This is a genomic window from Sorangium sp. So ce124 (genome assembly GCF_051525235.1).
GTDB lineage: Bacteria > Myxococcota_A > Polyangia > Polyangiales > Polyangiaceae > Sorangium > Sorangium atrum.
Window position 1 is genome coordinate 10854135 of sequence record NZ_CP150312.1, and the last position, 13636, is coordinate 10867770.

At 70.0% G+C, this 13636-nt stretch carries 6 protein-coding genes; 1 reads left to right on the forward strand and 5 read right to left on the reverse strand.

What is annotated here, in order from left to right:
• Window positions 1–65 precede the first annotated feature (65 nt).
• The 3 genes from WMF19_RS40765 to WMF19_RS40775 form a co-directional block, all read right to left on the reverse strand.
• Window positions 66–1760 carry an adenylate/guanylate cyclase domain-containing protein gene (locus tag WMF19_RS40765; RefSeq protein WP_437895314.1) on the reverse strand — a complete coding sequence of 565 codons (1695 nt, stop codon included), beginning with the start codon at window positions 1758–1760 and terminating at the stop codon, window positions 66–68.
• 11 nt (window positions 1761–1771) lie between these two features.
• A complete protein-coding gene (locus WMF19_RS40770; protein ID WP_437895315.1) occupies window positions 1772–2107 on the reverse strand; it encodes a hypothetical protein in 336 nt (111 codons plus the stop codon).
• Window positions 2108–2288: 181 nt separating this feature from the next.
• Window positions 2289–3071, reverse strand: coding sequence for a hypothetical protein (locus WMF19_RS40775; RefSeq protein WP_437895316.1), 783 nt, complete (start codon window positions 3069–3071; stop codon window positions 2289–2291).
• A gap of 373 nt (window positions 3072–3444) precedes the next feature.
• Here WMF19_RS40775 and WMF19_RS40780 point away from each other — a divergent pair, with 373 nt between their 5' ends.
• Window positions 3445–12075 (forward strand): SpvB/TcaC N-terminal domain-containing protein, encoded by an 8631-nt coding sequence (locus WMF19_RS40780; RefSeq protein WP_437895317.1) that lies wholly within the window; start codon window positions 3445–3447, stop codon window positions 12073–12075.
• Here the strand turns inward: WMF19_RS40780 and WMF19_RS40785 are convergent.
• Together WMF19_RS40785 and WMF19_RS40790 are read right to left on the reverse strand one after the other, a co-directional pair.
• Window positions 12070–13200 (reverse strand): IS3 family transposase, encoded by a 1131-nt coding sequence (locus WMF19_RS40785; RefSeq protein ID WP_437894424.1) that lies wholly within the window; start codon window positions 13198–13200, stop codon window positions 12070–12072. The genes WMF19_RS40780 and WMF19_RS40785 overlap by 6 nt on opposite strands.
• The gene (locus WMF19_RS40790; RefSeq protein WP_437894425.1) at window positions 13200–13559 is read right to left on the reverse strand and encodes a transposase; all 360 of its coding nucleotides are present in this window, start codon (window positions 13557–13559) and stop codon (window positions 13200–13202) included. Before WMF19_RS40790 ends, WMF19_RS40785 begins: the two co-directional genes overlap by 1 nt.
• Between the last annotated feature and the right edge of the window lie 77 nt (window positions 13560–13636).

The following is a 13636-nucleotide window of genomic DNA, read 5'->3' on the forward strand; positions in this document are numbered from 1 at the left end:
GGCGGGTCGCCGCGAACAATGCACGACGTGCGCCTCGCGCACGCCCCTGCGCCCCTTTGCGCTCGTCAGAGATCCGCCACCGCGTAGGTCATCACCGGCTGCACTCGGCCCTTGACCGTGATCTCGCTGACGGGGCGTGTGTTGAAGACGTCCTTCACGAGGAGGTGAGTGTCCTCGCTGAGGAGCACGCTCACGCCGAGCTCCTTGGTCGCGCTCTCCAGGCGCGAGGCGAGGTTCACGGCGTCGCCGATGACCGTGTACTCCATCCGCGCTTCACTGCCGATGTTGCCCGCGACGACCTCGCCGGTGTGGATCCCGACCCCGGTCTTCAGCGCCGGGATTCCCCGCCTGGTGAGTCGCTCGTTGAAGCGCTCGAGCGCGGCGCGCATGCGGACGGCCGCGCGGACGGCGCGCACGGCGTCGTTCGGCCTGGGGACGGGCGCGCCGAACACCGCCATGATCGCGTCGCCGATGTACTTGTCGACGACCCCGCCCTCGTCGAGGATGATGGCCACCATCTCGGTGAAATACTCGTTGAGGAGCCCCACGAGCTCATGGGCGTTCATCCGCTCGCTGATCGTCGTGAAGCTCCGGATATCGCAGAAGAGGATCGAGACGGTGAGCGTCTCGCCGCCGAGCTGCACCTTGCCGGAGAGCAGGTGCTCGAGCACGGATTCGGTCATGTACTTGCCGAAGGTGCTGCGGAGCTTGTCGCGCTCCTTGAGGCCGTCGACCATCGAGTTGAAGCCCGTGGCGAGATCCTCCAGCTCGTCGCCGGTCTTCACCGCCTCCACGTGGACGTACCGCTGTTGCTCGAGCTGCTTGAGGGCGACGTTCACGCGGGAGAGCGCGCGCGACATCGTGCTTGCGAGGCGCGCGCCGAGGAGCAGCGAGAAGAGCGCCGCGACGGTGAGCACGCCCGCCGCGAACATCAGGTTCTGGCGCACGATGTTCCTGACGTCGCTCACGTCGAGCGCCATGACGATCGAGAAATCGCCGGCCTTGCCCCGGAGCGATCGGGGCGCGAAGCGGGAGAGTGCCCACAGCGAGCTCGCGTGCTCGACGATCGTGGGGTGGGTCTCGTCGCCGATGGCGGCGCCCTGGAGCAGCTCGGTCGGGAAGCGCGCCGTGCCCGTGACCCTCTTGCCCGACGGGTCGACGAGCGCGATCTCCACGCCGAGCTTCGTCGCCACTTCGTCGAAGTAGGTGTGATCGATGGGAATGCACGCGAGCAGCGATCCGGCGTCGCTCCTCGCATGCTGGGCGATCATGTACGCAGGCGGCGAGCCTTGCTGTCCATCGCACCCATGGACGAGCACGTCCCGCAGGTCGTCCATCTCGGCGAGGCTCGAGAGGCCCTCGGTGAGCCCGGGGACCTCGTCCGTGCTCGGCGGCGGCGCGTCGAGCCCCCTCGCCGCGACCAGCTCGCCGAGCTCATCGAAGGCGACGATGGCGACGTTGGGATGAGCGGCGATGACGGCCTCGAGCGCCGTCCCCACGGCCGTCTCGCTGCGCAGCCGGAGCCCCTCGACCAGCTCGCGCGTTCGTGACGCCTGGCGTGAGGTCGCCGAGATGGCGCGCTGCTGCTGCCTGAGCTCCAGCCGGAAGTTGCGGATCGCCTGCGGCACGCGCTCGCTGATCTGCGCGAGGAGCTGCCGGTGCATCACCCAGGACAACACGGGGAGGGCCGCGAGGGTCGCGAGCGACGAGAGCGCGACGAGGACGGTGAGCTTGGCGCGAACGGTGCTGAGGCGGAACATGAAGGCCTTCATCAAAGCAAAGTCGGCTTCCGGTGGACAGCGATTCGACATGTCGAGCTGACGTCGAAGTTCGAGCGCTCCTTGACGGAGACCAGCAGGGCCTCGGTGTAGACGGCCAAGATGTAGCGGGCATTGGTGATGAACGTAGCGGTGCGCGTCAGCACATCCGTGAACGCGCTGAGCGAGCCGAGGTCACGAAGGGGTGTTTCGGCAGGGATCCGGCGCGGGCGCTGCTGGGCCTTCCGGCGGTGTGTCGAACAGGGGGAGGTGCCTGCTGGCTGATGCGCCCGGGGATGTCGGACATGGGCGGGGGCCTCGCCGAGCAGGCCCCCGGGGATGTCGGACATGGGCGGGAGCCTCGCCGAGCAGGCCCCCGGGGATGTCGGACATGGGCGGGAGCCTCGCCGAGCAGGCCCCCGGGGATGTCGGACATGGGCGGGAGCCTCGCCGAGCAGGCCCCCGGGGATATCGGACATGGGTAGGTGCCTCGCCGCTCACGCCCCCGGCATGTCGCCGCGAGCGGTCCGGCTACAGCTCGGGATCGGCGCTCACCTCCGGCGCGGTCGGCGCTGACGCGCCGGGCACCGTCGGCGGGCTGGGGGGCGTGGGCGGGGCCTGCTCGGGCGCCGCGCGCCCGCGCCCGACCCGCTCGCGATCGGCGTTGAGCTTGTCGACGTAGGCGAACAGCCGCGCCTCGTGGTCGGCCGGCAGCTTGCTGCCCTCTTCCTGGATCTCGTCCCGGAGCGCCTCCCGGAACCGCCCGAGCAGCCCGACGGCGGCGCCGCGGAGCGGGCCGGTGGCCGCGGCGTTCTCGCCCGTCGCGAGGAGCGTGGCGCGCCTGCGCAGCAGGCCGTCGATGTCGTCTCCGGCGGCGACGAACGCCTTCACCCAGTCGTGCAGGGTCCCTCCGCCGGGGGTCGCGGCGGCCTTCAGCTCCGCCTTGAGCCGGGTCAGCTCGGGCCGGTTGTCGAGCGCCGCCGACGCCTCGTCCGCGTAGGGGGCGCGGAGCACGTCGAGCTTCGGGACGAACGCCTGCTGCGCGGTCGCCGCCGCTTCCTTGAGCGCCGCCGGCAAGGCGGGGTGCGCCTCGACGGCCTTGCACAGGAAGAAGACGGCCGCCCCGAGGCCGTCGTGCCGGGCGTCCGCCTCGGCGAGCTCCCTGGCCAGCGGCGATTGCGTGCCCGCGGCGTCGGGGATCGCGTCGATTTCCTTCTGCTTCGCCCTGAGCCGGGGCTCATACAGCTTGCCTGTCGCCGACAGGCGCAGCTCATCGGCCTTGTCGGTCAAGAGATCGCGCAAGGCGAGCTTCATGTCCCCTATCGTGAGATTGCGCAAGGTCACCTCCGTGAACGGCGTGATCGGCCACCCCCCCACGCCGCACGGGCGGTCGAGAGGGCGAGCCAAGGATTGTTGCTTGAGCGTGACAGGATAACGAACTTCTCGGCATCCGGTAGTCTGAATTCGATGGCTCGGAGACGGAGCGCCTGAGGATGCGCTGAAATCGTGCTGGAACCCGGCCGAAACTGGCGCTTTTCGCGGCGAGAACGCGCCGCCTGTTATCGGTTGTAATTGCTATTTACGATGTCGTTTGCTCCCTTCGCGGCCGCGGAGGCAAGCGATGACGTCCGGGTGGATGAGACGGGTGTGGCGGCGGTGCGCGGGTTGCGTTCTCTTGGTCATGGTGGTGAGCGCGCCCCTCGGCGCGTGGGCTCAAGCGCTGACGTTGCGCCGGATAGGCGATCCCCTGCGCGCGCGGCTCACCGGCGCTCGCGGCGGCGCCGAGCTCGCGGCAGCGCTCGCCGGGGACGCCGCCGTGCTCGCGAGCGTGGGCGGCCCCGCCGGCGGCCCTGGCGGCCTCGCCGTGGTCCCGATGGTGGCCTTGCCAGCGGACGTTCGCGCCGCCGGCGCCGGCCCAGGGGCGGACCCGTGGGTCCTGTTCGATGGCCGAGGCGATACGGGCCTTCGCAGCGAAACCGGGGAGAAGGTGCGGATCCGGGTCTCGTTTCCGCAGCCCATCGCGTTCGAGGCGCTCTCGCTGTACGGGCGCAGCGAGGGCGTGCTCACGGTCCGTGCGGAGGAGGCCGCCGAGCTTCAGGCCGCCTCCGGCCTGGTCGACGTGCCGCTCGACGACACGGGCGAGCGCTGGACGCGTCTTCCCATGGCGCTCACGGCCCAGCACGTCGTCATCGAGTGGCTTCCTTCGGGCGAGCGCGGGCCGCAGGAGATCCTGTTCTGGACCGCCGGCGCGCCCACGCGTGCCCTCTCCGAGGTGGAGCTCGCCGATCGTGTGCTCGCGGGGCAGCTCGCCGGGGCTTACCGGTTCGCTGCGACGTCCGAGCGGGCGACCGTGACGCGCACGGGCGGAGAGCGATCGTTGTCGTTCCACGTGGACACCGATCCCCGGGCGCTCGCGCGCGCGTTCCTCGTCTACGAGCTCGAGGGCCGCGGGCACTGGTCGAGCGTGAGCCGGCAGATCAACGGAACAGCGCCGCGCGGCGGCTCTCTGGCGGCAGCGGCCGCGACCGGAGGCCTGCAAGTCGAGGAGATCGCGCCCGCATGGCTGAGGCGCGGCGATAACGTCGTGCGGTTCCGGCCTTCCGCCGAGCACGAGCACGGATTCACCGTGAGCGCTCTCCGGGTGGTCGGGATCCCGCACGCCGGTGTGGTCGAGGCGCGTTCCGCTGCCGAGGCGCGCGCCCTGCCGGTCGGCGGCGAGCGCGCGCGTCGCACGGAGGCGCTGAGCCTCGATTTCGGCGCCCGCGTGGCGCCGCACGCGCTCCTCTTCCAGCTGACCAGCACGGGCGCAGGAGAGCTCCAGATCGCGCCCGGCGAAGGAGCGAAGGGGCTGCGCTTCGACCTGAAGGACCTGCCGCCGGGCTGGCACCGGTTCAATCTCCCGGAGTCAGCGACATGGCCGGGGGCGGCCTCCGTGCAGATCGCGCGGGTGAAGGGGAGCCACGCCGAGGTGTCGGACGTCGCCGTGGTGGCGAGCTCCGTCCCCTCCCGCGCGCGGCGGATCGGGCTGAGCACGCCGCTGCACGGCGAGTGCGCCGAGGGAAGAGCCCATGTGCGCGGGTTCCTCGATCTGGCCGGCGAGGACGCGTCGCGAGCACGGCTGTTCGCCGGCCCGGAGCCGGTTGCGCTGGGCGACGACGGCAGCTTCGAGCTCACGCTCCCGGAGCCCGAGGGGGCGAGTCACCGCGCGTGGACGGCGCGCCTCGAGGCGCGCCTCGAGGACGGTACGCGCCTCGGTCGCGAGCTCCAGCTCGGTCCGTGCGCCGCGGGCGCCGCCCCGAGCGGGCTCGTCGTGGACCACGGCGCGCCCTATGGCGCGGTGGTGAGCCCGGGCGAGGGCGCGGTGCTCTCGTTCGCGGGCGCCACGCTCGATATCCCGCCTGACGCGCTGGAAGAGACGACGCGCATCACGATCCGCCCGCTGATGCCCGTCCAGGTACAGCCGATGGGGCGCGCGATGCGCAATGTGACGCCCGAGGGGCGCGCGTTCCGCTTCGGGCCGCACGGGCTCAAGTTCAAGAAGCCGGTGAAGCTGACGTTGCCGGTCGACGCCGCGGCGATCCCGAGCGGCGCCAGGGCCAGGGAGATCTTCGGCTTCTACTTCGACGAGGCGGTCCAGCGATGGACGAAGCTCGGGCGCGTCGAGCAGGGCGGGGCCCGGGAGCTCACGAGCTTGACGGATCACTTCACCGATTTCGTCAACGCGGCGATCTCCATGCCGGACCAGCCGGGGGCGCAGTCGTTCGATCCCAACGCGATGAAGGGGATCCAGCTCGCGAGCCCGTCCGCGGGCGTGTCGTTCATCGAGCCGCCGGAGGCGAACGGCCGGGGCACGGCGCAGCTGTCGTTCCCGATCGAGGTGCCGCCGGGCCGGCGCGGCATCGCGCCGGATCTGGCGGTCACGTACGAGAGCGAGCTGGGCAATGGTTGGCTCGGCGTGGGGTGGGATCTGCGCGTCTCGGCGATCGAGATCGACACGCGGTTCGGCGTGCCGCGGTACACGGGCGACGAGCTCTACACGCTCGACGGCCAGATGCTGCGGGCCATCCCCGGGCAGCCGGGCAGGTACGAACGGCGCGTCGAGGGTGCCTTCGATCGCATCGAGCGCCTCGGGGCCGATCCCGGAAGCTTTCACTGGGTGGTCACCGACAAGGACGGCACCCGGTATACCTACGGGGACAGCGCGGATGCGCGCCTGGAGGACCGGTCCGGCGACGCCGGGATCTTCCGCTGGAACCTGGAGCGAGTAGAAGACACGTTCGGCAACCGGATGCGGATCTCGTACTTCAAGGACGCGCCCGAGGGCGAGGACTGGGTGCAGCTCTATCCGCGGCGGATCGACTACACGGAGCACGAGAGCGGCTTCCCTGGAGCGCACTATCACGTGGTCTTCTCCGTGGACGACGGAGCGCAGCGGAGAGACGTCGTCAGCTCGGCGCGCGCTGGCTTCGAGGTGCGGACAACGCGGAGGCTGGAGCGCATCGACGTGACCATGGGCCAGGCGCCCGATGCCGAGGAGATCATCCGGAGCTATCATTTCGCATACGACACGCCGGACCCGCGGCACCATCACAAGTCGTTGCTGAAGAGCATCGCTGTCCATGGGAACGGCGGTGAGGAGCCGCTCTACGAGCACGGCTTCGAGTACTTCGGCCTCCAGCAAGACGACGGCGAGCTGCAGGTGTTCTCGGCACCGACCGAGTGGGGCCGGCCTGCGGAAGGGCGCGATGGCCTCGGGGCCACGAGCTCGATCGAAGGGGGGCTCAGCGCGTTCGTCGGCGTGGGGCCGACGGTGTGTGATCCGCACGCCGGGCTGGGGGTCTCCGTCTCGTTCGGGGCGGACGACGAGGACGTCGCGTTCACGGACATCAACGGCGACGGGCTCCCGGATTTCGTGGGCAGCAACGGCGTCTGGCTGAACTCGCTCCCGGATCGGTCGAGCGGAAACGCGTTCTCGCCGGAGAGCGTGGGCAGCACGCACCAGATCACGGTCGGTCTGCAGGGGGCGGTGCACTTGTTCCAGGAGCTCGGAGGTGTCGGCCTCAACCGCGCCTGGAGCACCGCGACCGCGCAGAGCCTGCTGCTCGACATCAACGGGGATGGCTTCCCGGAGCTGCTCGATGGGGGCGGGGCGACGCTGAACCCGAACAACGCGCGGCTGGGGCCGGGCGCCCGGGGCGCCGGGTTCACGATCGACGAGGATTTCAGCGATGGCGAGCAGGTCGAGGCGCTCCGCAACGCGTTCTACCGGACCAGCCCGCTGGTAAAATGGGCGCCGCCGTACGACGGTGTCGTCATCATCGACGGCGGCGTGTCGCTGGCCGGGGGCGGCGCGGGAGACGGGGTGACAGCGTCGATCACGAAGACGACGTTGGCACCGCGGGCGAATGACAGGGCGCACCGCGAGCACCAGCCGCTCTGGCAAAGGGACATCGGGCCGAGCGATCCTGCGTGTGTTCCCGAGGGCCAGGCGGGTTGCGGGAGCGGCATCCGCCTCCAGGTCCGTCGGACCGACGCGCTCTTTTTCCGGGTGGACCCGAAGGAGGACATCGAGGGCGACATCACGCGCTGGAACCCGCGCATCCGCTATACGGAGCTCTGCTCGTCGGAGCTCTGCATACCGCTGCTTCCGGGCGAGAGGACGCGCGTCAACGCGCTCGGGCGTCCGGTCTTCACCTTCACCTTCGCGGACGACTTCTCCGTGCTCGACCGGAGCGTGCCGGGCTGGGTCGCGGGGGCAGACGGGCAGGTCACGGTGCAGGCGAGCTTCGTCCGGACCGACGCGGACGATGCGTTCGATGTGCGCCTCTTGCGCCAGGACGTCGACTCGGGGCAGAGCATCGAGCTCCATCGGACCAGGGTGTCGGGCGCGCAGCTCGGCACCGAGATCGCGTGGCCGGTGTCCGTGCTCCAGGGCGACCTCCTGTTCCTGTACGCCGAGCTCGGCGAGAACGTTGTCGACCCGTCGCGCGTGCAGTACCAGGGGTTTGCCCGGTACACCGAGGTGTGCGGCCACGACGGGGATCCGGGGACCTGCCGCGCGGTAGGCGAGTGCGCGCCCAGGTCCGGTGGTCCGTCCGGAAAGAGGGTTTGCGGGCTCGACGCGTTGCCCGGCGACCGCGGGCCGATCTCGGTGCCCGAGGAGTCGATCGTGGCGCCCGTGCAGCTGAGCGACAGCACGACCGGCGGGACGGCGCTTTCGCTGTCGCGGGTGGTCATGCCCGAGAGCGGGCCGGTCAGCCTGCTCGGCTCCGCCTCCAAGCGAGCGACGCAGGGGCCGGTGACCCTGCGGGTGGATCGCGGGAGCGAGCGGCTGTTCCGGGAGCTGCTCGGAGCGGAGGCGATCTCCCCGGCCAGGAGCGTGCCTGACCCGGGCGATCCGGTGGTGTTCCCGGTGATGGAGGGCGAGGAGCTCGCCTTCACGAGGTTCTTCGAGAGCGACGCGGACATGGACACATCGCTGTCGGATCCCGGAGCGTCGGTGTCGTGGCTGCCGCAGCTCGTGTTCAACGAGACGGGGACGGTGCTGGACGTGCCCGCCGTGAACGCTCGAGCGATCCCGGATGGGAAGCTGGAAGCCCGCATGGTGGGCGGGTTCCGCGGCTTCAGCTATGGCGAGTGGACGACGGAGTACCCGTTCGACGAGAACCAGCTCCGCCGGAGGCCGGAGGCGAACAGGCCGCCTTACTTCACGCGCGTCGAGCCGCACTGGGAGGGGTACCATGCGGGCTGGGCGCCGGGGGACGCCGGGTTTCCTCTCGTGGGCAGCGTCAGCGGCCCGGTGTTCCGTGGCTCGGGCGCGGACATGTACATCCGGGCCGGGGAGCTCAAGCCGTCGCGCGTCGGCGGCGTCCGGCCGGAGGACGTGGCCAACGTCCCCGGGCTGAGGAAGAGCCACAACGGCTCGGCCTCGGCGGACCTCGCGCTCATCGGGTCGTTCCAGGTGACGACCGGGACCACCGAGTCGAAGCTGGAGCTCGTCGACGTCAACGGCGATGGGCGGCCCGATGCCGTCACGCAGGGCGGCGTGCGCATCCAGACGTGCGGCGGCGGGCGGTGCGACGGACAGCAGCCGGGGCAGTATGGCGCCCTGACCATCGATGAGCCGGGGGACTTCCGGGTCATCGAGAGCATGAGCGCGCGGTTCGGGTTCGGCTTCGGATCCGCGGCGTCCGCGATCGCGGAGAAGATCGAGGCGAGCGCCGAGACCAAGGAGGTGCTCAGCGTGCTGCCCTCGCTCGGCAAGAGCTGGGGCACGTCGCAGACGACGCACGACCTGCTCGACGTGAACGGCGACGGGCTTCCGGACAAGGTGAGGAGCGCGGGCGGCGTGCTCCATGTGCAGCTGAACCTCGGCTACCGCTTCGGGGACGAGCGCCCCTGGGCGGCGCTCGATCGGAGCGGCGATCCGTTCGAGCCGCTGCCGGAGGTCGAAGGGGACCCGCTGACCGCGCTGAGCCGGGTCTGGTCTCCGGAGCAGCTCTCGTCGGTGCGGGTGCAGGACAACACCACGAACAGCCTGCAGGTGGGTTATGCGGGGATCGGCGGCGGCATCGCGCACACGGTGAGCCGGACGCTCGTCGACTTCGTGGACCTGAACGGCGACAGGCTGCCCGACCGGGTGATCAAGCAGCCTGGACAGGGTTATTACCGGGTCCGGCTCAACCTCGGCGACCGCTTCGGGCCCGAGGAGAGGTGGAGCGCGCCGGCGGTGAGCGGCGGGCTGCCGTGGGGGGTCGTGCTCGAGAAGGAGTTCACGAAGGAGATCAACGGCAGCAACGACGCGCTGTCGTTCTCGGAGACGACGGCGTTCAACGCGGGGTATGGCGTGCCGATCAAGATCACGACGCCGTACGTGTGCATCGTGCTCGAGATCGCGGCGCAGCTCGGGTTGAGCGATGGACGGAGCGAGCTCGGATGGGAGGACCTGGACGGCGACGGGACGGCGGATCACGTGCTGAAGCTGAGCGAGGGGATGCTGCGCGAGAGCGACACGGCGCTGCGGGCGCGGCTGAACCTGACGGGCAAGACCAACCGGCTGTCGCGCGTGGTCCGTCCGCTTGGCGGCAGCATCCGGCTGGATTATGCCCGTGAGGGCAACAAGGTGGCCTATGCGAGCGGGCCGGGCGAGCTGAGCGTGGACATGCCCGGCAGCAAGTGGGTGCTGTCGCGGGTGGAGGTGGACGACGGCATGGGCACGCCCGCCTACGTGCACACGTTCGATTACCACCAGAGCGGGTTCTACGACCGGGCGGAGCGCGAGGACTACGGCTTCGCGCAGGTGACGGCCACGCGCGAGGACGGCTCGCAGATCGTGACGCGTTACCACAACCAGGACTATTACCGGCGCGGGCTGGTGGCCGAGGTGATCGAGCAGGATGCCGAGGGGCGGCTGTTCAGCCGTCAGCAGGTGGCGTACCGCGCGCCCGGGGCGCAGCCGACGCTGACGGGCTCGTTCTTCCCTAGGGAAGAGCTGCGGACGATGTCGTGGTATGAGGGCAAGACGACGGACCCGAGCGCGCCTGGCAAGCAGACGAGCGAGGAGCGGGACTGGGACGACCGCGGCAACCTCATCGGGGTGATCGAGCACGGCGAGCCAGGCACGCTGGAGGACGACGTCACGACCACGATCCACTACGTGACGTACGACGGGCCGCACGTGGTGCGGGCGGACAGCGTCGAGGTGCGCGACAGTGCAGGGAGGCTGCTGCGGGAGCGCACCGCCGGGTACAACGAGGCGACCGGCGCGGTGGAGTGGATCACGAACACGGTGATCGGCGGCAAGGATCCGGCGACGGGCGCGCCGTACACGGGAGACGCGTCGACGAATCCAACATGGGAGTTCTCGCACGACGCGTATGGAAACCTGGAGCAGGTGATCGAGCCGCGGGGCTTCAGGCTGACGTACGAGTACGACGATGTCGCGGAGACGTACCTCTCCCGGGTGGACGATTCGTTCGGTTACTTCTCGGAGACGTCGTCGGACTACCGCTACGGCGCGGTCAGCGCCGCGCGGGACGTCAACGGCCATGAGGTCCACTACGACTTCGACGCGTTCGGGCGGCTGCGGGCCGTGTTCGGTCCGGACGACCCGCTGACGGCGGCGGAGGCGACGATCGCGTTCGAGTATGCGCTCCAGCCAGGGGAGAGCGTCGCCGTGCCGGCGTGGGCGCGGACGCGGCACAAGGACGTGCAGCACCTGGGGGATCCGATCGACACGGTGACGTTCGTGGACGGGCTGGACCGGGTGATCCAGACGAAGAAGGATCTGGAAAGGGACCCGGGAACGGGGGCCGCGCCGGTCGTGGGCATGAGCGTGAGCGGCCGGAGGGTGCTGGACGAGCGGGGGCGCGTCTGGCAGCAGGGGCAGCCGGTGTTCGCGACGGGCGAGGCGACGGCGTTCGTGGACGTGCCGCTGAAGCACCCCACGACGTTCGAGTACGACGTGCTCTCGCGCATCGTCGAGCAGAGGGAGCCGGACGAGGAGGCCGAGACCGGCGAGGCGGTGACGACGACGAGCTACGATATCGACGAGCTCGATGGCGTGGCGATGTTCGTGGCGACGGAGGTCGACCCGAAGGGGAAGGTGCGCAAGGCGTACCAGGACGTGGACAACGCGATCGTGGCGGTCGAGGAGCGCAATCGGCTGCGCGGGTCGGAGGCGTGGACGACGCTGATGACGCGGTACGGGTACAACGCGGTCGACGAGCTCGTGCGGGTGATGGACGCGCGCGGGAACGTGACGACCGCGGCGTACGACACGCTGGGGCGGATGGTGACGCTGACGAGCCCGGATATGGGGCGTACGGAGTGGCGCTACGACCGATCGGGCAACGTCGGGGCGCGGCAGACGGCGAAGCTCTTGGCGGAGGGCGCGGGCAAGCTGATCCGGTACGAGTACGACTTCAACCGGCTCAGGCGGGTGAACTACCCGGACTCGGCGGACGTGACCTATGTGTACGGCGCGCCCAGCGAGGCGGGCGACGAGCACGGCAACCGGGCCGGGCGGCTGGTGGAGGAGCAGAGCGAGGCGGGGAAGAGGACGTTCTCCTATGATCGGCTGGGGAACGTGGCGAAGCTGACGACGGAGTTCCCCCGGCTGCGGGAGCCGCACCGAGGGCCGTACCAGGCGACGATGGAGTACGACTTCGACGGGCTCGGGCGGCTGCTGTCGATGAAGTTCCCTGGCTCCGGGGCGGAGGTGGTGACGTACGGCTACGACCGAGGTGGCCTGGTCCGGTCGGCCGTGGGAACGGAAAATGCCAACAGGTTTGAGACAGGCCGGACGGGAATTCTATGAGTGGATCGCGTTGAGGGACGCGTTCCGGCTCTGGCACCCGAGCGGCCGCTGCGTCTCGGCGGTTGGCGCAGCGACGGGCTCGGGCGCGACGCTGGTCGTTGCCGTGTGTGGCGGCGCCGCGGCCTCGTCGGCAGCGTCGTCGACGGACAGCGGGTTGATGGCTACCGAAGCGGGCGGCCTGCGGACGACAGGCGGACCGTTCGGGAAGCGTTCCGGATGCGCGGCGTAGGCCGTGTCGAGGGCGACCTGGCGCCGAGCCGCGATATCTTCGACGCGGCCGTAGAATACATCAGCAGGTGTGAAGAGAGCAAGACCAGAATGCTGGTGAAGGTCATTATACCAGCTGAAGAACTCCTGGCACCACGCTCGTGCATGCGCCAGCGAGGCAAAGCGGTCCGGATAGTCGGGCTGGTACTTGAGCGTCTTGAACTGCGACTCGGAGAAGGCGTTGTCATCGCTGACGTGAGGCCTGCTGAAGCTACGAACGACGCCGAGCGAGCCGAGGAGCTGAGCGAGCCCCTCCGACCTCATCGCGGAGCCGCGGTCGGCGTGCACCGTGAGCGAGCCGAACTCGACGCCGTGGCGGGCGACCGTCTCTGCGAAGAGGTGCTCGGCGAGCTTCGCGCTCTCGCGCTCGGCGAGCAGCCAGCCAACGGTCATGCGACTGAACAGGTCGAGGACGACGTACAGGCAGTAGAAGACCCCGGGCAGCGGCCCGCGCAGCTTGGTTATATCCCACGTCCAGATCTGGTTGGGGGCTGTGGCGGTGAGCGTCGGCTTGGCATGCTTCATCGGCCCGCGCTGCGCGCGTCGCTCGCCGCTCTCGCCGGACGCCGCGAGCAGGCGGTACATCGTGCGGATGGAGGCAAGGTAGACGCCGCGCGACAGCAGCGTCGCGTAGACCTCCGGCGGGGGCTGGTCGACGAACTCGTCGCTGTGCAACACATCGAGCACGGCTTGCCGCTCGGGGTCACTGAGCCGGCGTGGGCTCGGAACGGGCCCCTGCAACGCCGGTGGCCTCGCGGGCTGCGTCTGCCGGTAGAGCGTAGCGCGGCTGATGCCGAGTGTCGCACACGCCTGCGCGATGGGGACGTGCGGGTCATCGAGCTCTTCGATGGCGTCCATCAGCGCTCTTCGTCGCTCGTGAGATTGATGCCCAGAATGGCAGAGACTTTTTTTTGGAGATCGATGAGCTTCTCCGCGAGCGCGAGCTTCTCCTCGAGTCGGGCCGAGCGCTTCTCGAGCTCGGCAATGCGCCGGTCCTTCGCGTCCTGCTTCGGCTTGCGGCCGGGCTTGCGCCCCGCGAGAGCCTCGCTGCCGTGGAGGGCGAGCTGCTTGCGCCACGCCGTTAGGAGGGAGCTGTAGATGCCCTCGCGGCGCAGCAGCGCCTCGATGTCGCCGCGCTGGGTGCATGCGGCCGCCTCACGAACGATGCGCAGCTTCTCAGCCGCCGAGAACTTCCGCCTCTTGCCCGCCTTCGGCATGGTCTCGACGGCGACGCCACTCGCGCGTGGAGCAGCGCCCTGCGCCGCTGGGGCGAGGGTAGGATCGACGGATCGGA